Below are 24,320 nucleotides of genomic sequence, written 5' to 3' on the forward strand. Positions count from 1 at the left end.
CGCATCGTCGGCGGGGACAGGCCCAGGTGCGCGGGTGAGTCAGTAATCGATTGGGTCACGCACGATCGGGCATGTCATGCAGTGGCCGCCGCCCCGGCCGCGACCCAGCTCGCTCGCGCTGATCGTGATGACCTCGATGCCGGCCTTGCGCAACAGTGTGTTCGTGTAGGTGTTGCGGCCGTAGCCGACGACAACGCCGGGCTCGAGGCATACGACGTTATTGCCGTCGTCCCACTGTTCGCGCTCGGCAGCGAAGCTGTTGCCGCCCGTCTCCACGACGCGCAGTTTTGGAAGACCGAGCGCCTCTCCCACGACGTCGATGAACGGCTTTCCCTCGTGGCGGATGCTCAGATTCGAAGGCTGCGATTCGTCGGGCCGTACCGAGAACGCGACGATTTCATTCACGACTTCGGGGAACACCGTGACGAGATCGCGATCGCAGAAGGTGAATACCGTGTCGAGATGCATTGCCGCGCAGGACTTCGGCAATCCGGCGACAATGATGCGTTGCGCCGCGCCCTTCGCGAACAGGCTCTGCGCAAGCGCGCCGATTGCCTGCCGCGACGTGCGCTCGCCCGTGCCGATCAGGACGACGCCGCGGCCGATCGGCATCACGTCGCCACCTTCGAGCGTCGCCGCGCCGTGATCCTCGTCCGGGTCGCCGTACCAGAACTCGAACGGGTGATCGACGAAGTCGGGATGGAACTAGTAGATCGCCGTCGCCAGCAGCGTTTCCTGCCTGCGGGCCGGCCAGTACATCGGGTTAAGGCTCACGCCTCCGTAGATCCAGCAAGTCGTATCGCGCGTGAAAAGCGTGTTCGGCAGCGGCGGCAGCACGAAGCTCGAGTAACCCAGATACTGGCGATACAGCTTGAGGACGTTGCTGTGGGCGGTGTCGGGAATGTCCTCCGCGACGACGCCACCGATCAGAAACTCAGCCTGCTTGCGCGGCTCGAGGCTTTCCATCCACGACCGAACCTCGTTGGCGAGGCCGACGCCGACCGTGTTCGGGCGCACCTTGCGGTCAAGGATCCACATCAGCGCCTCCGGATTCTGCACCGTCTCCGTGAGGAGGTTATGCAACTCCAGCACCTCGACATCGCGCTCGCGCATCTTGGTGACGAAGTCGAAATGATCGCGCTTGGCCTGGTTCAGCCAGATGACGTCATCGAATAGCAGTTCGTCGCAGTTGCTCGGGGTTAGGCGTTGGTGTGCGAGACGGGGAGAGCACACCATCACCTTGCGCAGCTTGCCCGCTTCGGAATGAACGCCATATCGGGGTGTTTCCGTGCCCATCATGTCTCTCCTGAAACTAAAGCGTGAGGTATCCCTGGTACAGCCCGAATGCGGCAGCGCCTGCGCCGACCAGCACCACCGCGAAAATAAGTTTTTCGATCTGTGTGAAGACCGGTTGTCCGGCTTCGCGCTTCGCCTTAGCGAACAGCACGACGCCTGGCGCATAAAGCAGTGCCGACAGCAGGACATACTTGAGCCCGCCTGCATAGAGCAGCCAGAGCGCGTAGAGCACCGAGATCGCCGAGATCATGAGGTCCTTGGTGCGCTCCTTCGGTTCGCGCTCATAGGTCTCCCGGCGCCAGACGAGGAGCAGTGCGTAGGCAGCCGACCAGAAGTACGGCAGCAGGATCATGGACGTTGCCAGGTAAATCAGAGACAGGTACGTCCCCTTCGAGAACAGCGTGATCAGCAGAAAGATCTGGGTCAGGCCGTTGGTCAGCCGGAGCGCGTTCGCCGGCACACGCTTCGCGTTCTCCTTGCGCACGAACCAGGGCATCGTGCTGTCGCGCGCCGCAGAGAAGATAATTTCGGCGCACAGCAGGACCCACGACAGCAATGCGCCTGCCAGCGAGATCACGAGCCCCACGCTGATCAATATTGCGCCCCAGTGGCCAACGACATGCTCGAGCACGCCGGCCATCGATGGGTTTTGCAAGGAGGCGAGCTGCGGCTGGGTCATGATGCCGAGCGACAGGATGTTCACCAGCACGAGCACGAGCAGCACGCCCACGAAACCGATGACGGTTGCCTTGCCGACATTGGTGCGCCTTTCCGCGCGCGCGGAGAAGATACTTGCACCTTCGACCCCGATGAATACCCAGACGGTCACGAGCATCATGTTGCGGACCTGATTCGTTATGCTGCCGAGCTTCGGATTGCCGAATCCGAAGAAGTCATTCGCGAAGACGCGCGACTTGAAAGCGAAGGCGCAGATCAGAATGAACAGGACGATCGGGACAATCTTCGCAATCGTGGTGATCAGATTGACGAAGGCCGCTTCCTTGATGCCTCGCAGTACGAGGAAATGCACGCCCCATAGCAGCGCGGACGCGCACACGATGGCGATTGGCGTGTTGCCTTCGCCGAAGACCGGGAAGAAATAGCCAAATGTGCTGAAGAGGAGAACGAAGTAGCCGACGTTTCCGAGCCACGCGCTGATCCAGTACCCCCACGCGGAGGAAAAGCCCATGTAATCGCCGAAGCCTTCTTTCGCGTAGATGTAGACGCCGCCGTCGAGCTCGGGCTTGCGGTTGGCGAGCGTCTGGAAGACAAACGCAAGGGTCAGCATGCCGACCGCCGTGATGGCCCAGCCGATCAGCACGGCGCCGGCGTCTGCGCTGACCGCCATGTTTTGCGGCAGAGAGAAGATGCCGCCGCCGATCATTGATCCCACGACCAGCGCGGTTAGCGCACCAAGACGCAGTTTCGGGGCGGGCGCGGCAGCGGCGGCTGGCTTGGCCGCCGGGCCGGAGCCGGTTGCGGATACGGAATCAGACATGAAAGGTCTCCTTTAATCCGATAACGGAGCCCCTTTGGTTCGCAGTTCGATAACCGGGGGCATCACACATCGAGCGGCCTCAACAATCGACCGTCTCGTCGGGGGTGCTTAAACTTTCCAAAGAACGTTTTCTATGTTTAATCGATATTTGCAATATTTAATTTGATTGCTAAGGAAGGTCTGCACAACTCGTTTTCAGAGCGCCGACTTTTTGCCACTTGACCGAATTCGCCATGAGAATCTGCTGACAGGTTGGTCGTCCGGCTTTTGACCCGCGACGCCCCCCTGTTTGCTGGGACTTATGGCCTCAATCTGCGAGCATTTCAAGCTTTCCGCAAAGCCTTGCGTGCCATCCACAGGTTGCCCAGCGCAAATAGTGTCGTGATCTGGGCGGTGTTTTTCATCAAACCCCGGTACCGAGTTTTCGTGTAGCCAAACTGCTGTTTGAGGACTCGGAACGGATGTTCGACCTTGGCGCGGATACCGGCCTTCAGGCGTTCAATCTGATCGAAGATCGCGTCCAGACGATCGTTCAGGTCCAGTTGTCTACGCCTGCCTGGCCGCATCGCGACATGCCATCGAACCGCGTTTGCCTTGCAACGCTTTTCGATGCCCTGATATCCGGCGGCAGCGTACACATCCGTTTCCTGGCCGTGCAACAAGGCTTCGGCCGCATTGATGTCGTGAACGTTGGCCGCAGTACCGATGACGGTGTGCACCAGACCCGACTCTGCGTCCACGCCGACATGCGCTTTCATCCCGAAGTACCACTGATTTCCCTTCTTCGTCTGGTGCATTTCCGGGTCTCGCGTACCGGAGCCGTTCTTCGTCGAGCTGGGTGCAGAGATCAAGGTAGCATCGACCGCCGACCCTGTTTTAAGCATCAAGCCTTTCTCGCTCAGGATCTCGTTGACCAGCGTGAGCATCTGCGCAGCCAGGCCGTGCGTTTCGAGCAGGTGGCGGAACCGGAGAATCGTGCTCTCGTCCGGCAAACGCGTCATCCCCTCATCCAGCCCCGCAAACTTGCGATACAGTGGTACGTCATAAAGCGCCTCTTCCATCACCGGGTCTGACAGACCAAACCACTGCTGCATAAAATGGATCTGCAGCATCGTCGCAATCGGGAACGGCGGCCGTCCAGTCTTACCCTTCGGATAGTGCGGTTCGATCAACGCAATCAACCTCGACCATGGCACAACGCGCCTCATCTCATCGAGAAATTCCCGTTTGCGAGTACGTTTCGTTGACAGATCCAGACCAAGACCAAGTTGCGTCATCGAAGAACCTCTTAAACTTTCCTATCTCCCAGGATAGTCCACCCGTACGTCGACGCCAGGACTTTTGCAGACCTTCCCTAGGTGATGTCGGAGCACACAAAAGCCTCGCAAAAGGGAGGCGTTCATATAAGTCATATCAAAGGGGTGACACGTATTTTCTAACCTTGTTGATCCACGGGGGGCGCGCCGTTATCCAGGCTGCCCGACGCAGGAGCGACAAGGAAGGATGGATACCCCGTCTATTGCAGCGTCGTAATTCCAATGTGGCCGCCGTCGCGCTGGCTAACAAGAACGCGCGAATCGTATGGGCTCTGCTGACAAATGACCGAACATATCGGCGTGACCATGAATCTGCGTTACCAGCTATGTAGTTCCAGACAGCATCAGGTTTGTAGCAAACAGAAGGACACTTCCACCGATTGCCAGGGCAATCATGACGTGATGGCAAGATAGGTCAGACCGTGACGGGCCAAACCCGACTCTGTCAAGGAGCTCCAAGCTCGCCGACTTGATCGGGACCTCGTCAGCATATTCCATCAGGGACAGCCGGCCTGCGCTCGGCACTGAAGTCCGGATGCATGGCTGCAATCAAGACCTTTGAATCATCGCAACATGAAAGCTTGGCAAACCGGGGGCGTCCATGCATGACAGAGCCTACGAACAATGTGCAGGGGCGGGGGGCGCACAACGTGCCTGCCTTATGGGGCGCTCGCCTGTTCAGCCGATCGACCGGATCAGGCTACGTAGTCTTTCGCCTACGGCAGCGGGCAGTCGACTACATGATTTCCAGTTCGCGCTGATACCGGATGCTCGATGCACGAACCATACTGGAATTGACGCCATGCTATTGCAGCAGAGTCATCGAAAAACGGATCGTGAGGAATGTGATATGGGCACCGCCGCTTACTCTCTGCGCTCCCTCGTCGACAAGTGGCTCGCGCCGACTCAACGAAAACCTGCACACCTAGTGCAGATCGGTCGCACTCAGGTGTCACGCTCCCGATTCGTCCGCTTTGCGGGGCAAACATCCGTGGGGTTTGTCACGATCGTATTCTTCCGTCACGATGACGGTTCATGGTGCGTGTTCCCGCCGAGGGGAAAAGTACCTGCAATGCGCCAGATCCGCAGTGATCGTTGAAACCAGCAGCCAAACCCATATTCCCGGAGGGGGCGTCGAATGGTCTCCAGCGATTGCCGCCCAAACTTGTGCTCTGCCGCCGCAGAGAAGTCAAACTCTGAAGTACTAACGACAAGATATCCGAAAACAGAGAAAATTATGCTCAGGACTGCGCGTCGGGCATCGTTTGAACGATCAGCGCATAAAGATCACGAAGATTGCACTCGTTTTCGAGACGCTCGAACGGATCGCGATTTGCGCCGAACGCCTCATCGATTTCCACCCAGTCGGCGGCAGTCAGATAGCGCTGCGCGGCGGGCAGGATCACGGACTCTTCAAGATGCCGGTGTCGGGCGTAGAAGTCTGCATAATTCATGACTTCCTCACGCAAGGCAGGCAGCATGTCGGCCCCTACCAGTTCATAGCGTGTGAGCGCACGTTCGAGTGCGTGAATACGCTGTCCACCTTCTTCGTGCTGACGCTCTAGTTCCTCGATGACGCTGTCGCACTCGTCGGTACGCTCGCGGAGTCGTCTAAACAGATATTGCTCTTCCTTCGGATGGTGAATCTGGTCGGGAAATTCCTGTATGTAATAGAGCATCGCGCGCATGAGCATTGCGCTGGTCGAGCCGGCACTGCATGCCGTTTCATCGACCGCGCGGCGCATGCCGTCGACAATGCGCGTAAGGCCTCTGTGTTCGCTCAGCATCACTTGTATCGCACTACGTCGGGTGGCATGTTCCACGTCAGGCTCCGTGACAAGGGTGGTCGGCCAGGTAAAGGGTGGGGCGATGGGGTACGCTGGGACGGCACCTCAAGGACGGCCACAAGTTTTATTCAATATGCGCGTCGCACGACGTGGGGATTTGATTTTTGTCAATTTCAGCGGTTGGCTCGGCTGGCTGTTTCGACGAATCCATCGATGTGACTTCGCTCGGATCGAACTCGGCCACCGATCATTGAGTCCTTTCCCGTCATGAGCTGTCACTCGGCAACTGCGTCTATCGGACGTTCAAGCGACCGCTATGCTCAGGGCCACCCCGTCGAACTGTAACGCTGCCCGTGCAATCTCCGGTTAGCTGTATCGGATCTCGATCGGGATCTGACTTTGATCCAAATCAATGCGTCGTCGCGCAAACAGGAACATGGTGTATTAATGGCCGACTCGTATTGGAGTCGGCGAATTGCGAATGTGCCACGTTCCCAAAAGCAGCCGTGACGTGATTCGCGACCGCGAGACGTGTGGAGGAATGACCATGCAAGCCACTCATCATTTCAATATCGAATTGCGGCATGCAACGGTGCCGACTTACGCCGTCAGCTACGTCTTTCCGATCCTCCTGTTGCTCTATGAGATTCATCGAGTGGGCAGGTGGATCTATGACTACGGAATGCAATTCTCAAATTTCAGGTCCATGGGTTATGAGTTCCTGCTCATGCTCGTGTTCGTTGGAATTCAGGCCGTTGTCGGGGTCATTTTCCTGACTGGCGCGTCCATCGGCCGACATCACGATTTCCGGCACCGCGTTTCGAATCTTCTGGCCGGTCTGAGTTGTTCGATGGCTGTGATTGCGTTTGATCTTGCGCTGCAGTACGTCTCGTAGTACAGGTAGAAAATGGGGTCGGTTCTGCTCGCGCGTTAACAGTTGCCAGACTAACGTTTAGATTTTGTCTTCAGCGCCTCGATTTCGTCGAGCAGATCGAGCGCGAGCGCAATGCCCGGTGCATTGATCTGAAGGTCACGAGCCAGCCGAAAAGCGGTGAGTGCGCGGCACAGCGAAGCGCCGCTAAATCGCCATTCTTGCGGCCCGGCGCCTTTCGGCTCGAAGGCGCCCTCAGCAACCCAAAGGGTTATTTCCTCGGCCGACGCGCCACTTATCCGGCTCATGTCGACGAGCGTGAGCTCGACGTCATCATCGACGATCTGGCCTGCCATATAGATCACCGCAGAGTTTTTCATAGTAGCTACCCATAAAACCGCGCACGCGGGTCAAAGTTGAACGCTTGCCGCATCGTGTTGTAGGCCGCTTTAGCCGCCTCGCTGTCGGCCGGCGGCAATACGATGTTCAAGATCACATACAGGTCCCCGGGCGGGTTCCCAGGAATTCCCTTGCCCTTGAGCCGCAATCGCCTGCCGCCCGCCGAACCCATTGGTACAGTCATTTCGACCCTTCCATCGGGCGTCGGCACTGTTACGTGCCCGCCAAGCGCCGCTTCCCAGGGAGCCACCGGCAAGTCGAGCAAGACGTCAGATCCATCGACGCGAAAGTGCGGATGCGCGCGAAACGCAATCTCCAGGTAGAGGTCCCCTGCTGGCCCGCCTCCAACGCCGCCCCCTCCCTGGCCTGCGAGCCGCAGGTGCTGCCCGGCCCGCACGCCCTTCGGAATGGAAACGTTCAACGTATGTGATTGCAGCGATACATGGCCCTGTGCATCAAGGGCCGGCAATTGCAGCGAGATCGAGCGCTGTGCCCCTCGATAGGCATCTTCGATATCGATGAACACCCTGGCGTGATGGTCCTGTCCCATCGCATGCGAGGGCCACACATGCTCCGCCCGTGCACCGCCAAACATCGCCTCGAAAAAATCGTTGAGGTCAGCATGCGCGCCGGCGTGCTCGCCCGTGCCGCTGAATTCGAAACCTTCGTCCCAGTTCGGTGGGGGCTGGAAGTCCTCTCCGTTGCGCCAGTGAGTGCCCATGCGATCGTAGGCGGCGCGCTTTTCCGGATCCTTGAGCACCTCATAGGCTTCGCCCAATTCCTTGAAACGATCCTCCGCATCGGTATGTTTGCTGACGTCTGGATGGTATTTGCGGGCGAGCTTACGATACGCGCGCTTGATGTCGTCCTGAGCCGCCGTGCGCTCCACACCCAGGATCGCGTAATAGTCTTTGTATTTCATTTCGAGAACACGCCAATAGCGAGTGGAAATAGCAATGTGCCCGGGCAACACCGCTCTTTTGCCGTGAGTCAACTCTACATGAATATGGCGCGGGGTTGACGCGCACTCCTGTCATTCCACCCATGGACTACCACTGCGCGAAGAAGCCACGGGACGGGGACTTTCAACGGCTCATTTCGTGTCGGGTCGTTCGATGCCAGCCATCGTCAGCGGGAGTGAGAGTGCGCCACCGCGCGTTGCTGGCATGGGCGCTCTGGCCGCCGATTTCTGGCGTTGCCAGCCGGGTGCCAGCAAACGGTTCATTGCGTCAGTCAGCGCGGCGCGCCAGCGCCGCTTCATTTCCGATGGAGAAATAGCCGAGCGATTGGCCGGCACACAAGGCTTGTGGAAGCCATCGGCGGACTTCGCCTGTCCATCGGGTTCAAGCGGAATGCCAGGGTCAACGTGTTCGTAACCGCTCATGGTCCGCCTTCCTGCACGAGATCGCGACCAACGGCCAGTCAAACAGCCATCGAACCGGCTTCGATCGCCTTCATGGTCAAGCGGCGGCTCTGATTCATTGATGTTCCACCGGCGCGCCGTTCATCCCGTAGACGAGCCCCCAGTAACCGGCAACGAAACGGATAGCGTAAATCCCTGCCCAGGTGCTGTCTGTATCCACAGTTCGCCACCGAGCGCCGCGGCACGCTCACGCGTGCCCAGCAGGCGCAAACGAATTGCGCGCAGGACGCTTGTCGCTCGCGCAGCCTCGGCCATTGTCTGCGACGCTCACGATACAGTTCGGTCCGTCCCGCGCAATTTCGAGCATCACCTCGGGCGCACCCGAATGGCGGGCGATGTTGGACATCGCTTCCTGCACGACGCGGAACACCACAGTCGCAGTTTCGGGTTGAAAGTCGATGTCATCTGCGTCGACCTGGCGGATGACGCGCACCCCATATCGCGCCGAGAACTGGCCGCTGAACCATTCAGCTGCGGGGACCAACCCGAGGTCGTCAAGCATGGCGGGACGCAGATCCGCAGCAATTCGCCTCACGGACACAACGAGCTGATCGATCAGCCGCAGCGTCACGTTCGGCCGTACCGCTGGCCTGCGTCACCTGCGCGTTTACCATCAGACCATGCCGGTTATCCGTGAGCAGGTGTCCGATGTAGCAAAGCATCGCATCGGTGCGCCGGCTCTCGCACGCGCTCATGCCCGTTCGGGCGATGCGGCGATGATGGCCGGTTATATGGGTTCGGGTCAAACCTTCGACGACGCGATCGGCGAATTCGCGATGGAATACCGGTCGCAAAACCGGCTCGACTACCGTGCATTTATTCAGGCTATCCGGGAAGGTAAGATTCAGGATTCAGGCCACGAGAGAAGACTAGATGGACTGAGCGCCTGCTGAGGCGGCCGCTCATGCAGGCGGAGACGCAGAGTCAAGGGGAGAGGGACGCCCCCTGGAGCAACGGTGGCCCGAAACAACGGCCGAAACGATTGATACGGTTCCATTCCGGTTGAGCTACCGGAGAGGAGAACGCGATGGATAAAGAGCATGTTCCCGTCGTGAGTACTGACGCGACTGCCCCTGCCAGAGGCTGGCGCGCGATACTCGTGCCAGCGCAATGGCTGCCGGATTACAGGCTGCAATGGCTTTCTTCCGATATTGTCGCGGGGGTTACGCTCGCTGCGTATGGAATACCTGTATCGCTTGCGTACGCAACGCTCGCCGGGTTACCGGCCCAATTCGGCATTTACTGCTACCTGGTCGGCGGTCTCTTTTACGCCCTGTTTGGCACCTCCCGACAACTAGCCATTGGGCCTACTTCGGCGATTTCGATGCTGGTGGGGATGACAGTCGTGGACATGGCAGGCGGTGATCCTGAGCGGTTCGCTTCCATTGCCGCATTGACAGCGATCCTTATCGCGGCCATGTGCCTGCTCGGCTGGATACTGCGACTAAGCTCGCTCGTTAACTTCATCAGCGAAACCATACTGCTTGGCTTCAAGGCGGGTGCTGCACTGACCATCGCGCTCACCCAGTTGCCGAAACTTTTCGGGGTTAAAGGAGGCGGGGAGAAGTTCTTCGAACGCATCTCGATTCTGCTTGGGCAGCTTCCAGACACCCAGCTTGTTGTGCTCGCCTTTGGGATCGGCGCGCTAGCCCTATTGGTTCTTGGCGAAAAATATTTGCCAGGGCGCCCGGTCGCATTATTCGTGGTAGCGCTGTCCATCGCTCTGCTGTCGCTGACGCCGTTGGGTGCGATGGGATTTAAGGTCGTCGGAGCATTGCCCCGCGGCCTGCCAATTTTTCACCTGCCCTCGCTCCGCGTTCGGGATGTAGACGGCATCGTCCCATTGGCGTTTGCCTGTCTGCTGTTGTCCTACGTGGAAAGCGTGTCGGCTGCGCGCGCAATTGCCCGGAAAAACGGCTACGAAATCGATCCTCGTCAGGAACTGCTGGGACTCGGCGCGGCAAACCTGGCCGCGGGTCTCTTCCAGGGGTATCCCGTCGCGGGTGGCTTGTCCCAGTCGTCGGTCAACGACAAGGCTGGCGCAAAGACCCCGCTCGCGCTGGTATTCGCTTCGATCGCTATCGGACTGTGTCTGATGTTCCTCACTGGCCTGCTGACCAACCTGCCCAACGTCGTACTGGCAGCCATCGTGCTGGTGGCCGTGAAGGGCCTCATTGACATCCGCGAGTTGCGTCATCTCTGGCGAGTCAGTCGCTATGAGTTCATGGTGTCGATGGTCGCATTCGTAGCAGTCCTGTTGCTGGGAATTCTCAAAGGGGTGATCTTCGCCGTGCTCGCGTCAATGCTTCTGCTAATCAGGCGTGCCGCGCATCCGCATGTGGCGGTTCTTGGACGTATTCCCGGCATGCACCGCTATTCGGATATCGAGCGCCATGCCGACAACGTGCAAGTTCCCGGTGTGCTGATGTTCCGCATTGAGGCGTCACTGCTTTACTTCAACGCCGACCACGTGCGCGCGGCGATCACGGAGAGCATCCTGTCGGCGACTTGCCCCTTGAAGCTGGTGATACTGGATCTTTCAAACTCTCCTGCGGTGGACATCGCGGGCGCGAGGATGCTGGTGACGTTGCACACGGACCTCGTCGACGCAGGAAGACGGTTGCGAATCGTGGCTGCTCATGGCAGCGCGCGCGATATACTGCGCGCCGAAGGGCTGGGCGAACTCGTTGGCGACATTAGCCGACGGGTCTCGGTGGACGACGCGATCGAGACTTACCTGCACGAAATGGATACGACGAGCATCGATGCCGCTGAGACGGCGTCGAGAACGCAGCCGGGCGCTGGGGCGACGCTTCAAGACTGAAGCACTCCGACGTAACGGTACCATGCGGTGAGAAGGAAACCGGACGACATTGCACTGCACCAGAAGAATGTTCATATGGCCTGTTTTTGCAAGCAGGACGAGCGCCGCTCTCGCTGCCGCGATCCGGAATATCAACGTATCCGACCTGATGGGTAACGCGGCAGACGGGCGATTTATCGACGATGGATCAAGCTCATATCCGCGGGCTGATTACCGCATTTCATCTTTCCGTCACGGGGCTACCTCGCTCTTAACCACGGAGATCACGCAGTCGCGTGCTCGCAAAAAAATCTCGAGGATTCCCCTCATCGTGCCCGATGCCGCGTTACCGATCAGGTGGAGGTTAAAGGTCCTTTCGATAAACAATCCTGAATAAAAATCGGCGAACAAGAGTTATCGGTGTGCTCAGGCCGGCTGCAGTCGCGTCCCTATGTCCCAGATGAATCCACATAGTTCGCGCGCGATTGCGGCACAGGTCTTGTTCTGATGCAGTCCTCGTGCGCGAAGCCGGCGAAATCTGTGGCAGAGCCGAACCTGCGCTTTCCAAGCGATGTCGATGATATATCGAGGTTGTCCTTCCAGCCGAGGCTGGAGCGATTCACCGATTCTCGCAGGCAACCGATAATTCCATGCCGCCTCGACCAGTATCCTGCGCACGTGCGTGTTGCCCGTCTTGGTCAGACTGCCGCGTTGCTTTGAGTTCCCGCTGGAATGTTCCGACGGCACAAGTCCCAGATAGCCCATGAATTCGCGTGGATGCGGGAAGCGACGCAAGTCGCCAAGTTCGGCGACAATGGTCAGCGCAGAGATGAAGTCAATGCTGCGAAGGGTCATCAAGCCTTTGACCGTTGGCAACCAGCGCCAGGTTTCAGCGTGATCGCGCAGCGACTGTGTGAGGCGTACGGCGAGTTCAGTAGCAAACCGCACCGCCATCCGATACTCAGTGAAGACGATATGCTGGGCGGAATCCTCGAACTTGATCGTGGAGAGAAAGAGCTCATGCTTCGGTCCCCAGCGCGTGCCCGTATAGGCATGACCATGGCGAAGCAGGAAGGATTTTAGCCTCTGGCGCACTCTGCGCTGGTCGCTTACCGCATCCTCGCGAGCGCGAACCAGGTCGCGGATGGCTTCATCTTGCGGCTCAGGAACGGCGACAGGCACAAGTTCTCCAGCCCTATGCAGTCTCGCTAACAGCAGCGCGTCGCGACGGTCCGTCTTGATTCTGTCAGCCGGCCGGCGGGCGACTCGCGATGGAGCAACCACTTCACAGTGATAGCCCTGCTCGCGCAGTGCCCGGACTAACCCATAGCCGCAGGGGCCTGCCTCATGACAAATGCTGATGTCCGATGGCGACCCAAGCTTCGAAAGCGCTTTGGTTAGCGAAATGACGCTGTAACGGGTCGTTCCGACGAACTGGGGATCGTCCCGTGAATGCGCCTTCGCGAATGCGATTGCAATCGAGTCCTTATGCACGTCGAGCCCGACATAAACCTTGACCTTATCCATGACTGTCTCCGCCGTTCAGTGAAGGTCGTCCGATTATCGGATGTGAACGCCTCCGCTGCGTTTCCCTGAAGGCCATCATGTCTTAAGCGGCGCGCTCACCAAGGCGGGATTGCTGAGCGCAAAGCGATGATTGACCGTGGCCATGCGTTGCCTGTTTCGCAACAAGTCCGGCTTGTTGGTATCGCGAGATCGAGCGCGTATTACCGGGCGAGGCCTGTGAGCGAAGCCGATCAACGGCTGATGCGCCGGATCGACGAACTGCATCTGGAGTTCCCGTTTGCCGGTGCACGGATGCTGGCGCGCCTGCTGCGCCGGGAAGACCACGCGGTCGGCCGCCGCCGCGTGCGCACGCTCATGAAGCGCATGGGCGTGGAGGCGTTGTACTGCAGGCCGAACACGAGTCGACGCAACGCGCAGCACAAGGTCTGGCCGTATCTGCTGCGCGGCATGAAGATCGAGCGGGCCAACCAGGCCTGGGCACTCGACACGACCTACATTCCCATGGCGCGCGGCTTCGTGTATCTGACGGCGGTGGTGGACTGGGCCAGCCGCAAGGTCCTCGCGCACCGCGTGGCGATCACGCTGGAGGCCGTGCATGCCGTTGAAGCGCTGGAAGAAGCGTTCGCCCGCTATGGGCACCCCGACATCGTGAACACCGATCAGGGCAGCCAGTTCACGGCGGCAGCCTTCACCGAGGCGGTGCTGGGCCGAGGCATTCGGCTGTCGATGGATGGCAAAGGCGCCTGGCGCGACAACGTGTTCGTCGAGCGCGTGTGGCGCAGCATCAAGTACGAAGAGATTTATTTGAGAGCCTACGAGTCGGTCAGCCATGCCCGGCGCTCCATTGGCCAATACATTGAGTTGTACAACCGCAAACGTCCTCATTCGAGCCTGGCGGATCAAACGCCCGATGAGGCATACTTCACGACGCTGCCTGCGATCAAATCGGCAGCATGATCGCCCCGGACGTTCCACTTAAAAATCTCAGAAAGCTGTCCGAACGAGCGAGGCCACCTCTGATAGCGGCGCCCCGCGCGATTGATAAGGAGGAGCGTAGTGCCTTGGTTCCGGGAGATGATGCGGATCTGCACAGGGTCTTCAGTCTTCGCGCCCACTTGTTTCTGGACTATCGTTCAACGCCACACAACGAATCCAGATCGCTTTGCCGCACATGCGAAGGTATCCTTATGACAACGAGGGGCGCGGCCAAGCTGTAGATGGGCTCTGTCACGTTGGCGAGGTAGTCACGTAAGATTGCGCGATGACGAAGACAAAATCGCTTTATCATGGCCACCGGTTCCCGGCGACGGTCATCAGTCACGCGGTTCGGTGGTATTTCCGGTTCCAACTCAGCTTGAGTGATATTGAAGAACTGCTGTTCGAACGCGGTGTCATCGTCGGTTATGAGACGATCCGCCGCTGGGGCACTGTCACGTTGTCGTGCTGATGTCGGAGTAGGTGATAGAGCGCACCGCACGCTCAGAATACAAACGGATCTTGGATAAGCTCAGTGAAACGATGCCACGCGGCAAAGCGTGCGGTGAGCTGTTTGCGATAGAGTGACGCACCCAGTAAATGTCGTTTGAGCGCGAAGTGCTGGCGAATCGGTCCGAAGCTTGACAGAAATGCTTGTGTGCGATCGGGATCGCGAAAGCCACGCATCCGGCGCTCGCGTTCACGCGTAGGTTGATGGCTATTTTCGGCACGGTTGTTCACACATGCACTGGCTTTGACGAACACGTGTTTGACGTTTGCCAGCTCGGGGAATTCAGCCTTAGTGGCCGGATAACTGCGCAATTGATCGTTGACGATCCTTCGCGGTGCGTCGGGACATGCGTCCAGCACTCGTTTGACAAAGCGCTTTGCTGCGGCCTCATCGCGACGTTTCTCCAGCAGGATGTCGAGTTCGGCACCGTGCTGATCGACTGCCCGCCAGAGCAGGTAAGGCTCACCGCGCAACCTAACGAAAACTTCGTCAAGATGCCATGTGCTGCCAGCTTTGCGGCGAGCCGGCTTGACGCGATGTGGGCGAAGCCCGCGCCGAATTTGTCGCACCAGCGGCGGCTCTGTCGAGTTGACGTGAGCGGGCTATGTGGGCAGAAAAAACAGTTATCCTTTTTAACGGACGACATTGGCTGCGGCATCAATAGTCCAACCATGCCAGGTGGCGAGGCGTTCCTTGAGTATGGCGCGATGACATGCCGTGTTCATCCGATGTCCGGGCAACGCGAAGTGCTGCCGGATCGGACCGAACGATGAGAGAAATGCCTGTGTGCGCTTCGAATCACGAAACCCGGACATGGCACGTTCACGCTGGCGCGTGGGTTGGTGACTGTTCTCTGCCCGGTTGTTGACCCGTGCCGCTGCTTTCACGAACACGTGCTTCACGCTGGCCAGTTCCGGAATGTCCGCCTTCGCTGCCGGATAGCTGCGTAACTGGTCAGTGACGATCCTGCGTGGCACGGACGCCGAACGCAGCAAGCGCATGAAGAAGTGTTTGGCGGCAGCCTTGTCGCGCCGCTTTTGCACCAGGGCCCCGTAAGCACATGCGAGAATGAATGCCTGCCCTGGCTAACGTTGAAAAGATTCCTGCACGTGGCGGTCCATCTTGAAGCCAATTGATGCAGGTCAATGTGCCCGTGCGGGTCCACCTTAGGCTGGTTCCACGCCAACAGGTATTGGTGTGCAAAGAATTCAAGGTGCAAGGAGATGGCCATGCAAGCTGTCGATGTTATGACTCGGGACGTCGTGTCGGTCAAGCCTGACATGACTGTGCGGGAAGCGGCAGCGCTTCTCGTCGAACACGAAATTAGTGGGGCGCCGGTTCTCGACCCTCAGGGGCTTTTGCTCGGCATGATCAGCGACGGTGATTTGCTGCATCGGGTTGAACTCGGCACCGAAGAGTTCCGCCGTTCGTCGTGGCTCGAAATGTTCTCAGCGCGCCGTGATGCCGCAGCCTATGTCAAGGCGCACGCCCGTCTCGTGAAGGACGTCATGACCGGGGGTGTGGTCACCGTCGGCGAGGCCACGCCGCTTGATGAAGTCGCAGATCTTCTTGAAATCCATCACGTCAGACGCGTGCCGGTGATGCGCGGGGATCGGGTCGTCGGGATTGTGAGCCGCGCCAATCTTGTCCAGGCGCTGGCAATTGCGCCTCTTGAGCCCAACATGCAACAGGCCGTGAGTGATCGCGAGATTCGGGCCATGCTGATGGGTGAGATCGCTGGCCGTAACTGGGCCCTGTCTGGCCGTAACATCATTGTCCAGAACGGCATCGTCCACCTGTTCGGTTACTACGTGTGGTCCCCCGCCCAGCTTCAGGCATTGCGTGTCGCGGCGGAAGGCATCCCCGGCGTGAAAGCGGTTGAGGATCATACCTGCGCCACGCCGGCTACGGTGGGAATTTAACGGACCGGGCCGGACAATCACGAACTGGATGGCAGGCCCACACCCAGTTAACCTAATCATTTGCCGAATTCATGTTCGAACTTTACGCACGCTAAATTCCTTTCAGATTACAGAGTATGTGAATTTCCATAATTCATTTGCGCGACATCATCCTTCGCCTGTGTGCTGATCGCTTCGTTCTTCGTAGTGGCCTCGGGGCTATCGCACTCCGCCCACGCATGCCGGCAATGCTGGAATCAACGCGAAGATCAGCCATATGGCGCACTACGAACTGCGGTTCGGCGATGTCGGGCCAAGCTGAATAGCCGTCTGTATCGTCACGTGACTGTTTGCAATGCTTATAAATATATCTAATGCGTTTTGGTGCGGGTGGATAGACGGAAACCAACTGATTTTGCACATTTTCTATTCGGGAACCCAAGGCAACCCCACGCCTGGATTGGGTGCATCTAACTGGGAAATTGTACGGAAATCAACGTCACCCCTAATCGATGTGTCGTAAGGTCGCGGTAGGGCGGGACCTGAAAATCACGCAGGCGATTGACGTGGATCAGCGATGCGTATCGACGGACCCGTACGCTGCGACGATTGGGCGTCTGACCGGACGCCTGCCACCGGAGAATCCGACATGTCCGCGCAGCCCAACGTTCTTGTCGTCTACTTCTCGCGTACGGGCATGACCCGGCGCATCGCTGAGTTGCTGGCATCAGAGATAGGCGCGGACATCGAACCGATTCGCCAGCAGGGTAAGCATCCGGCGCGCGCGGGTGTGCGCGGCTACGTGAGATCGCTCATCGAGGCGTTGGGTCAACGCCAGGTCAAGGTGATGCCGGCTACGCACGACGTGTCGGCTTACGACGTCGTAGTGGTGGGTTCACCGGTCTGGGCCAGCCACGCTTCGGCGCCCGCCCTCGCCTGGTTGAAGGAGAACGGTGGACAGGTCCGTCGCCTCGCGCTTTTCTGTACGCTAGGCGGACACGGTGGCCAACCCGCGCTGGAGCAGATGGCAAGGACGGGCGGCAAATCGCCGCTCGCATGCTGCGAGATCACGGCTTACGACTTGCGTCGGCGCATTGACGGGACGAAGCGGCAGGAGTTCGGCAAGAGGATCCGCCACCGTCTCTCCACGTTTCAGCAGACGGAGAGGATGCTGTGACTGGCCGTGTCGACGTCCTCGACGCCGACACGGTCTGGTCCGAACTGCAAGTGCTCGTCAACCGACCGACAGTACGATCCGCCCGTCGACCTTGCCCTCACGCAGCGCGCCGACAATGGTGCTAATGCTATTGAATCGGTCGCGGTGAATATGCGCGCGCACGTGCCTTGTGTGGCGAAGTCGACCGATTCCTGCAGTTTGCGGCGCGTGCCTGCAATCGCCCCGCGCACGGTAATCCCATTTAGAACCCTTAACAAAATGAACGAAGGGGCTGTTAACCCTCGATGAATGCTGTTAACCTTTTCATTGTTTCGACGACGAAAAGGAAATGGCCAAGCCGATACTCGACGACGAACTGTGGGCACTCATCGAACCGTTGCTGCCCCCTCCCAAACTACGGCGAACCCGTTATCCGGGGCGCAAACCGCTCGACAATCGTGCGGTGCTCACCGGCATTCTCTTCGTCTTACAAACAGGCCTGCGTTGGGACCTACTGCCTCGCGAGATGGGTTGCGGCAGCGGCATGAGTTGCTGGCGTCGCCTCCGTGACTGGCAAGCCGCAGGCGTCTGGGAGCAGTTGCACGAGGTGCTGCTTGCGCGATTGCGCGCAGCCGACCAAATCGACTGGTCTCGCGTCATCGTCGATTCCTCTTCAATCCGCGCTGTGGGCTCAGGTCAAAAACAGGACCGAATCCCACAGACCGCGCGCGACCCGGTTCAAAGCACCATCTCATCACCGAAGCGCAGGGCATGCCGCTCGCGGTGATTCTGACCGGCGCCAACCGCAACGACGTCACTCAACTTCAAGCGCTGGTCGACGCCATTCCGCCAATCGGCGGCAAGCGTGGCAGACCACTATCGAAGCCTCGGGTCGTTCAGGGCGACAGAGGCTACGACCACGATAAATATCGACGTCCACTGCATGCCGCCGGCATTGCAACCGAAATCGCTCGACGTGGTCAGCCTCATGGTAGTGGGCTAGGCAAAACACGCTGGGTTGTGGAGCGAACCATCTCGTGGCTTCACAACTTCCGCCGACTGCGCATCCGCTTCGAACAACTCGCTTCCATCCACGAAGCTTTCCTCAGAATCGCCTGCTGCATCATATGCTGGCGACACCTGCAAAAGTCATTCTGTTAACACCTCTTAGGCATCCCTTTGATTTTCCTGCAGTTTTCCGGTTAGACCGTGCTACGACTGTAGAGGCTTTCCCTTTCGGCCCTCTATGAATTTTCTTTTTTATCAGAGTGACCCTGGCCCATAAAACCGTCCCGTTTAAAACTGGAACATTCCAATGCACAAAACCCGGATTGCGATTGTCGGAGCCGGTCTGGCCGCCAAGCCGGCAGTGCCGCAGTAAGGCGCTGCGGTAGAATGCGCCTCTTCAGCTTGCATGAATACCAGAGAGCTGGAGAACGGATGAGAGCTATTTCAAGGTGAGCGGCCAGTGCAAGTATTTGTATCGCGCAGTCGACAAGGCCGGCAACACGGTCCACTTTATCGGCCATCTATCACGGTCAAACGCATTTCCCGATGACAACGCCCCTGTTCAGGCACTCGCCACGGTCAAAGGCACTTGACGGTATGCATGATCTGCGGGTCATGCGGTACGGCTTCCTGCTGCTTGAGAATTTTTCTCTAATCGCGCTGAGTTCGGCCATCGACCCGCTCCGGATAGCCAATATGGTCGTCGGGCGGCGCGTGTACGACTACACGCTGATTGGTCCGGACAACGGCTTTGTTCCATCCAGTGACGGTATTCGGGTGGTTCCCGACGTCTCGATGTCGGATCGCGAGCCTTTCGACGTGGTGTTCATCGTCGGACCGAATCCCATTCCGCGAAAGGGAATTGGCGGAGTTATCGACTGGCTGCGCCGGCAGGCGGGGAAGGGCGCCGCACTGGGCGGCCTCGACACAGGGAGCTACTTTCTGGCGCGTGCGGGATTGCTGAACGGATATCGCTGCACGATTCATTGGGAAGACCGGGATGTGTTGACGGAGCAGTTCCCCAAACTGACTGTTTCCGCGCGGCTCTTCGAAATCGACCGGGATCGCTATACCTGTAGCGGTGGGGTGGCGCCGCTTGATTTGATGGTGCATCTGCTGGCGAATCCGCCGGGCAGCCAGGCACTGGCGGCACGTGTTCTCGAATTGCTGGTTGCGGAACCGCGCAGCCGCGAATATCGTCAGCCGACTTCGTTGCGCCAATATATCGGCGCGGAGCATGCCAAGCTGGACGAGGCATTGCAACTCATGGAAAGCAACGTCGAAGAGCCGCTTGCCGTGCCGGAGATCGCATCCCATTTGCGGGTTTCGCAAAGGCAACTCCAGCGCTGGTTTCTCGAACGCCTCGGCAAGACACCGGCCGAGGCGTACCTTGAGATTCGCCTTCTGCGGGCCCGGCAGCTTCTGTATCGCACGGGAAACTCGCTCGAGGAGGTGTGCGTGCGCACCGGTTTCACGTCCACGACCCACTTCTCCACGCGCTACAAGGCTCAGTTCCAGATCTCGCCAATCGCCGACCGGCGTCGCTACCAGAGCGCGCTGTAGCCCTTTTGGCCGGGTGGTCGGATCTCACCCGTCCGGCACCTCTCCCGCATGAGTCGAGTTACCCGCAGCGCGTGATTCGCTTGGGCGCAGGCGCGAACGTAAGGACAAACTGTGACGGGCTTCATGGTTAACCCGATTTGGCCAATTTGGGAATTACATTGGCCATTTTGGAAATTCTCCAAATAGCCGAACTTCTACCATCTGCTCACACCCACCACGCTTTTTTACCCAGGAGCGAGCACATGAAGATGGAGAGCCTGATTCGAATCGAGAATGGCGAGAAGGTGAAACACACCTTTTCCGATGAGGAGTACGCCACGCGCCAGCGCAAGCTGCGGGAACTGATGGCGAGCGAGAACATCGACGCGGTACTTTTCACGTCCTACCACAACATCAACTATTACTCGGACTTTCTCTACTGCTCGTTTGGCAGAAAGTACGGCCTCGTCGTCACGCCGTCGAAGGTCGTCTCCATTTCGGCCAACATCGATGGTGGCCAGCCGTGGCGCCGCACGGTCGGCGACTACAACGTGGTCTACACGGACTGGCAGCGCGATAACTTCTTCCGCGCCGTGCAGGGCGAGATCGACAACCGGGGCCGGGTGGGCATCGAGTTCGATCACCTGCCAGTCGAGGTGTTGTCGAAGCTGAAAGCGGCGCTGCCTTCGGTCGAGTTCGTCGATATCGGCGCCCAGACGATGCGCATACGGATGATCAAGTCCGATGAGGAAATCGTGCTCATCAAGCACGGCGCGAACGTATGCGATATCGGTGGCGCCGCGCTCGCGGCAGCCGTGCACGAAGGCGTGCCCGAGCATGAGGTCGCGCTCGCCTCCACGCAGGCAATGGTGCGCGAAATCGCGCGTCGCTTTCCTGACTCGGAGCTGATGGACACATGGACGTGGTTCCAGTCGGGCATCAATACGGATGGCGCGCACAATCCGGTCACGACGCGAAAAGTGCAAAAGGGCGACATTCTCAGCCTGAACTGCTTCTCGATGATAGCGGGCTACTACACGGCGCTGGAACGCACGATGTTCTTCGACCATTGCCCCGATGAGCACCTGCGCCTCTGGAAGATCAATGTTGAAGTGCACGAAGCCGGCCTGAAGCTGATCAAGCCGGGCGTGCGCTGCGGCGATATCGCGCTCGAGCTCAACAAGATCTATGCGGAATACGGACTGCTACAGAACCGGACATTCGGCTATGGCCACTCGTTTGGCGTGCTGTCGCACTACTACGGCCGCGAGGCGGGGCTCGAATTGCGTGAAGACATCGACACCGTGCTGGAGCCGAACATGGTTGTTTCGATGGAGCCGATGATCATGCTCCCGGTGGGTCTGCCGGGCGCCGGCGGCTATCGCGAGCACGACATCCTCGTGGTCGGCGAACAAGGCGCCACCAATATCACCGCGTTCCCGTACGGTCCAGAGCACAACATCATCAAGGCCTGATCCGGGTATCGCTGCCCCGCGGCGTGTGCCGCGGGTACTTTTTTTGCTGTGGCAGGAGACGCAACTGTGTTTTCCAGGGAACAAACGATTGCCGGATTCGATCCGGATCTCGCCGAGGCAATGCGCCTCGAGCGCGCGCGTCAGGAAGCGCATATCGAACTGATCGCTTCCGAGAACTTTGCGAGCCCACGGGTGCTCGAGGCGCAGGGCTCGGTACTGACCAACAAATATGCGGAGGGCTATCCCGGCAAGCGCTACTACGGCGGCTGCGAGCACGTTGATGTCGTCGAGCAACTGGCGATTGCGCGCGCCAAAGCACTGTTCGGAGCGGACTTCGCGAACGTGCAGCCGCATAGTGGATCGCAGGCCAACGCGGCCGTGTACCTCGCTTTGCTCTCACCAGGCGATTCCATTCTTGGCATGAGCCTTGCGCATGGCGGGCATCTCACGCATGGCGCGAAGGTTTCGTTCTCCGGAAAGATCTTCAACGCAGTGCAATACGGCGTCGACGCGAAGACCGGTCTCATTGACTATGACGAGGTCGAACGTCTCGCGCTCGAGCATCGTCCGCGCATGGTCGTCGCGGGTTTCTCTGCCTATTCTCGCGTACTGGACTTCGCCCGCTTCCGGAGCATTGCCGACAAGGTGGGTGCTTTACTGTTCGTCGACATGGCACATGTTGCGGGGCTCGTCGCAGCAGGACTTTATCCGAACCCGGTGCCGTTTGCCGACGTTGTGACCACCACGACGCACAAGACGTTGCGCGGCCCGCGTGGCGGCATGATTCTGGCCCGGGCGAACGAGGAAATCGAAAAGAAGCTCAATGCGATGGTGTTCCCGGGCACGCAGGGTGGGCCGTTGATGCATGTGATTGCCGCCAAGGCGGTCGCCTTCAGGGAGGCGCAAAGCCCGGAATTCAGGGCATACCAGCAAAGCACGCTTGCCAACGCGCGCGCCATGGTGAAGGTATTCAAGGCGCGCGGCTATGAAGTCATTTCTGGCGGCACCGACGACCACCTGTTCCTCGTGAGTCTCGTGGTAAAAGGCATCACCGGGAAAGACGCGGACGCCGCACTCGGCCGCGCGCATATCACGGTGAACAAGAACGCCGTGCCCAATGATCCCCAGTCGCCGTTTGTCACCAGCGGCATTCGCATCGGCACGCCCGCGATCACCACACGTGGTTTTGATGAGGACGACGCAGCCTTGACTGCAAGGCTGATCTGCGACGTGCTCGACCATCTGGGCGACGCACGGGTGGAAGCCCGCGTGCGCGATGAAGTTGCGCAACTGTGCGCCCGCCACCCGGTTTACCGCGATCTGTGAGGACGCCATGAACGTGAGCACGTTCGATCTGTTCAAGATCGGGATTGGTCCCTCCAGTTCGCATACCGTGGGGCCCATGATAGCGGGGTGCAGGTTCGCGCAGCGTCTGCGCGAGCGTGCGCTGCTGGAGCGTGCAGGCTCGATCCGGGTCGAGTTGTATGGCTCGCTGGGTGCAACCGGAAAGGGCCACGGCACCGACAAGGCCGTGTTGCTTGGTCTTGAGGGGAATCTGCCCGATGTGATCGATCCCGACTATGCGGAGCAGCGGCTCGCGGCTATCCGCGCGGCGAAGGAACTCGAACTGGCGGGCCTGCGCCGAATCGCATTTGACGAGCGGACGCAGCTCGCATTTCTGCGGCGCGAGACTTTGCCCTTGCACCCGAACGGCTTGCGCTTTACGGCGCTCGATGCGAAGGGCGCCGTGCTGGATGCGCAGGTCTATTACTCGGTGGGTGGCGGATTCGTGGTCAACGATGCGGGAGATCGCCTGAACGGTTTGCCGGGTGCTGACGAGGTGCCCTGGCCGTTCAGGAGCGGCGTGGATCTCCTGCGGCTTTGCGGCGAGAGCGGTCTGTCGATTGCCGAGGTGATGCTGGCGAACGAGGCCACGTGGCGCACGCCCGAAGCTGTGCGCGCGGGCCTCCTGACGATTCGCGACGTGATGGCGGCATCGATTGCACGCGGCTGCGCGACAGAAGGGACGCTGCCCGGTCCGTTGAAAGTGAGACGGCGTGCTTCCGCGGTCTTCCAGCAGTTGAAGGCGCAGTCGGAAGAGTGCCTGCGCGATCCCCTGTCGATGATCGACTGGATCAATCTGTACGCGATGGCCGTGAACGAGGAAAACGCGGCGGGTGGGCGAATCGTCACCGCGCCGACCAACGGCGCGGCGGGCATCATTCCGGCAGTCCTCCAGTACTACACCAAGTTCGTGCCGGGATCGAACGATGACGGCGCGGTGACGTTCCTGCTGACCGCCGCCGCGATCGGCCTGCTCTACAAGGAGAACGCGTCTATTTCCGGCGCGGAAGTGGGCTGCCAGGGCGAGGTGGGCGTGGCCTGTTCGATGGCGGCGGGCGCGCTTGCGGCCGTACTGGGCGGGACCCCAGAGCAGGTGGAGAACGCCGCCGAGATCGGCATGGAGCACAACCTGGGCATGACCTGCGACCCGGTGGGCGGCCTCGTGCAGATTCCCTGCATCGAGCGCAACGCCATGGGCGCAGTCAAAGCGGTCAATGCTTCGCGCATGGCGCTCAGGGGCAATGGCAAGCATTACGTCTCGCTCGACAAGGTCATCAAGACGATGCGCGAGACCGGCGCCGACATGAAAACGAAATACAAGGAAACTTCGCGCGGGGGCCTTGCGGTCAACGTGATCGAGTGCTGAGGGAGAAAGACATGAGCCACTATTCGATATTCAGTCTGTTCCGCAACGGGTTGTCGTATCACGAGAACTGGGAGCGGCAGTGGAGGAGCCCCGAGCCGAAGAAGGAGTACGACGTCGTGATC

The 24,320-nt window shown here is 59.3% G+C and carries 16 protein-coding genes and 11 pseudogenes; 14 read left to right on the forward strand and 13 right to left on the reverse strand.

Annotated elements, in window-relative coordinates; genetic code table 11:
- Positions 1 to 39: 39 nt before the first annotated feature.
- From arcA to HV773_RS30335, 3 genes and pseudogenes are all read right to left on the reverse strand, one after another.
- Positions 40 to 1,296: pseudogene (arcA, locus tag HV773_RS30325) on the reverse strand (arginine deiminase).
- Positions 1,297 to 1,312: 16 nt separating this feature from the next.
- Positions 1,313 to 2,794 (reverse strand): arginine-ornithine antiporter, encoded by a 1,482-nt coding sequence (arcD, locus tag HV773_RS30330; protein ID WP_175197729.1) that lies wholly within the window; start codon positions 2,792 to 2,794, stop codon positions 1,313 to 1,315.
- A 323-nt stretch (positions 2,795 to 3,117) separates the two neighbouring features.
- Positions 3,118 to 4,071, reverse strand: coding sequence for an IS5 family transposase (locus HV773_RS30335; RefSeq protein WP_175197730.1), 954 nt, complete (start codon positions 4,069 to 4,071; stop codon positions 3,118 to 3,120).
- Between the two features lie 137 nt (positions 4,072 to 4,208).
- Between HV773_RS30335 and HV773_RS37080 the strand changes: the two are divergent.
- Positions 4,209 to 4,442: pseudogene (locus tag HV773_RS37080) on the forward strand (IS110 family transposase); the annotation flags it as partial.
- Between the two features lie 909 nt (positions 4,443 to 5,351).
- Here HV773_RS37080 and HV773_RS30340 read toward each other — a convergent pair.
- Entirely contained in the window at positions 5,352 to 5,897 is a 546-nt protein-coding gene (locus HV773_RS30340) for a hemerythrin domain-containing protein (RefSeq protein WP_175197747.1), read from the reverse strand.
- 547 nt (positions 5,898 to 6,444) lie between these two features.
- On the opposite strand from HV773_RS30340, the gene HV773_RS30345 reads away from it, so the two are divergent.
- Positions 6,445 to 6,792: a hypothetical protein gene (locus HV773_RS30345; protein ID WP_175197731.1), complete on the forward strand. Its 348-nt coding sequence runs from the start codon at positions 6,445 to 6,447 to the stop codon at positions 6,790 to 6,792.
- Positions 6,793 to 6,842: 50 nt separating this feature from the next.
- Here the strand turns inward: HV773_RS30345 and HV773_RS30350 are convergent, their stop codons facing one another.
- From HV773_RS30350 to HV773_RS37575, 5 genes and pseudogenes are all read right to left on the reverse strand, one after another.
- Positions 6,843 to 7,148 (reverse strand): chaperone modulator CbpM, encoded by a 306-nt coding sequence (locus HV773_RS30350; RefSeq protein WP_175197732.1) that lies wholly within the window; start codon positions 7,146 to 7,148, stop codon positions 6,843 to 6,845.
- A gap of 5 nt (positions 7,149 to 7,153) precedes the next feature.
- On the reverse strand, positions 7,154 to 8,089 hold the full coding sequence (locus HV773_RS30355) for a DnaJ C-terminal domain-containing protein (RefSeq protein WP_175197733.1): 936 nt from the start codon (positions 8,087 to 8,089) through the stop codon (positions 7,154 to 7,156).
- A gap of 171 nt (positions 8,090 to 8,260) precedes the next feature.
- Positions 8,261 to 8,551, reverse strand: coding sequence for a hypothetical protein (locus tag HV773_RS30360; protein WP_175197734.1), 291 nt, complete (start codon positions 8,549 to 8,551; stop codon positions 8,261 to 8,263).
- A 120-nt stretch (positions 8,552 to 8,671) separates the two neighbouring features.
- Positions 8,672 to 9,167: pseudogene (locus tag HV773_RS30365) on the reverse strand (sensor histidine kinase); the annotation flags it as partial.
- Positions 9,115 to 9,273 (reverse strand): annotated as a pseudogene (locus tag HV773_RS37575) (IS5/IS1182 family transposase); the annotation flags it as partial. The pseudogenes HV773_RS37575 and HV773_RS30365, both read right to left, overlap by 53 nt.
- On the opposite strand from HV773_RS37575, the pseudogene HV773_RS30375 reads away from it, so the two are divergent.
- A pseudogene (locus HV773_RS30375) lies at positions 9,253 to 9,483 on the forward strand (DUF2252 family protein); the annotation flags it as partial. The pseudogenes HV773_RS37575 and HV773_RS30375 overlap by 21 nt on opposite strands.
- A 134-nt stretch (positions 9,484 to 9,617) precedes the next feature.
- Positions 9,618 to 11,414 (forward strand): SulP family inorganic anion transporter, encoded by a 1,797-nt coding sequence (locus tag HV773_RS30380; RefSeq protein ID WP_175197736.1) that lies wholly within the window; start codon positions 9,618 to 9,620, stop codon positions 11,412 to 11,414.
- Between the two features lie 405 nt (positions 11,415 to 11,819).
- On the opposite strand, the gene HV773_RS30385 is transcribed toward HV773_RS30380, so the two are convergent.
- Positions 11,820 to 12,920: an IS110 family RNA-guided transposase gene (locus HV773_RS30385; protein ID WP_175197737.1), complete on the reverse strand. Its 1,101-nt coding sequence runs from the start codon at positions 12,918 to 12,920 to the stop codon at positions 11,820 to 11,822.
- Positions 12,921 to 13,007: 87 nt separating this feature from the next.
- Here HV773_RS30385 and HV773_RS30390 point away from each other — a divergent pair.
- Positions 13,008 to 13,877: pseudogene (locus HV773_RS30390) on the forward strand (IS3 family transposase); the annotation flags it as partial.
- Positions 13,878 to 14,181: 304 nt separating this feature from the next.
- A pseudogene (locus HV773_RS30395) lies at positions 14,182 to 14,346 on the forward strand (IS6 family transposase); the annotation flags it as partial.
- 53 nt (positions 14,347 to 14,399) lie between these two features.
- On the opposite strand, the pseudogene HV773_RS30400 reads toward HV773_RS30395, so the two are convergent.
- A pseudogene (locus HV773_RS30400) lies at positions 14,400 to 14,989 on the reverse strand (IS6 family transposase); the annotation flags it as partial.
- Between the two features lie 49 nt (positions 14,990 to 15,038).
- Positions 15,039 to 15,452 (reverse strand): annotated as a pseudogene (locus HV773_RS30405) (DDE-type integrase/transposase/recombinase); the annotation flags it as partial.
- 183 nt (positions 15,453 to 15,635) lie between these two features.
- Here HV773_RS30405 and HV773_RS30410 point away from each other — a divergent pair.
- A complete protein-coding gene (locus tag HV773_RS30410) occupies positions 15,636 to 16,328 on the forward strand; it encodes a CBS domain-containing protein (RefSeq protein WP_175197738.1) in 693 nt (230 codons plus the stop codon).
- Between the two features lie 628 nt (positions 16,329 to 16,956).
- Positions 16,957 to 17,484 (forward strand): flavodoxin family protein, encoded by a 528-nt coding sequence (locus HV773_RS30415; RefSeq protein WP_175197739.1) that lies wholly within the window; start codon positions 16,957 to 16,959, stop codon positions 17,482 to 17,484.
- 57 nt (positions 17,485 to 17,541) lie between these two features.
- Here HV773_RS30415 and HV773_RS30420 read toward each other — a convergent pair.
- A pseudogene (locus HV773_RS30420) lies at positions 17,542 to 17,738 on the reverse strand (zinc-dependent alcohol dehydrogenase); the annotation flags it as partial.
- A gap of 74 nt (positions 17,739 to 17,812) precedes the next feature.
- On the opposite strand from HV773_RS30420, the gene HV773_RS30425 reads away from it, so the two are divergent.
- The 6 genes and pseudogenes from HV773_RS30425 to HV773_RS30450 all read left to right on the forward strand — a co-directional run bounded on the left by HV773_RS30425 (position 17,813) and on the right by HV773_RS30450 (position 24,198).
- Positions 17,813 to 18,624 (forward strand): IS5 family transposase gene (locus HV773_RS30425; RefSeq protein ID WP_175197740.1). Its coding sequence is split into 2 segments (ribosomal slippage): positions 17,813 to 18,161 and positions 18,161 to 18,624, totalling 813 coding nucleotides; the frame shifts between segments, so codons are not numbered across the junction.
- Between the two features lie 263 nt (positions 18,625 to 18,887).
- A pseudogene (locus HV773_RS30430) lies at positions 18,888 to 18,986 on the forward strand (DDE-type integrase/transposase/recombinase); the annotation flags it as partial.
- An 82-nt stretch (positions 18,987 to 19,068) separates the two neighbouring features.
- Positions 19,069 to 20,034, forward strand: coding sequence for a GlxA family transcriptional regulator (locus HV773_RS30435; RefSeq protein WP_175197741.1), 966 nt, complete (start codon positions 19,069 to 19,071; stop codon positions 20,032 to 20,034).
- A gap of 242 nt (positions 20,035 to 20,276) precedes the next feature.
- Positions 20,277 to 21,488 (forward strand): M24 family metallopeptidase, encoded by a 1,212-nt coding sequence (locus tag HV773_RS30440; RefSeq protein WP_175197742.1) that lies wholly within the window; start codon positions 20,277 to 20,279, stop codon positions 21,486 to 21,488.
- Between the two features lie 66 nt (positions 21,489 to 21,554).
- Entirely contained in the window at positions 21,555 to 22,814 is a 1,260-nt protein-coding gene (gene glyA / locus HV773_RS30445; RefSeq protein WP_175197743.1) for a serine hydroxymethyltransferase, read from the forward strand.
- 7 nt (positions 22,815 to 22,821) lie between these two features.
- Positions 22,822 to 24,198: an L-serine ammonia-lyase gene (locus HV773_RS30450; protein ID WP_175197744.1), complete on the forward strand. Its 1,377-nt coding sequence runs from the start codon at positions 22,822 to 22,824 to the stop codon at positions 24,196 to 24,198.
- Positions 24,199 to 24,320 lie beyond the last annotated feature (122 nt).

The sequence above is a fragment of the Paraburkholderia caffeinitolerans genome, from assembly GCF_902859945.1.
Lineage (GTDB): Bacteria > Pseudomonadota > Gammaproteobacteria > Burkholderiales > Burkholderiaceae > Paraburkholderia > Paraburkholderia caffeinitolerans.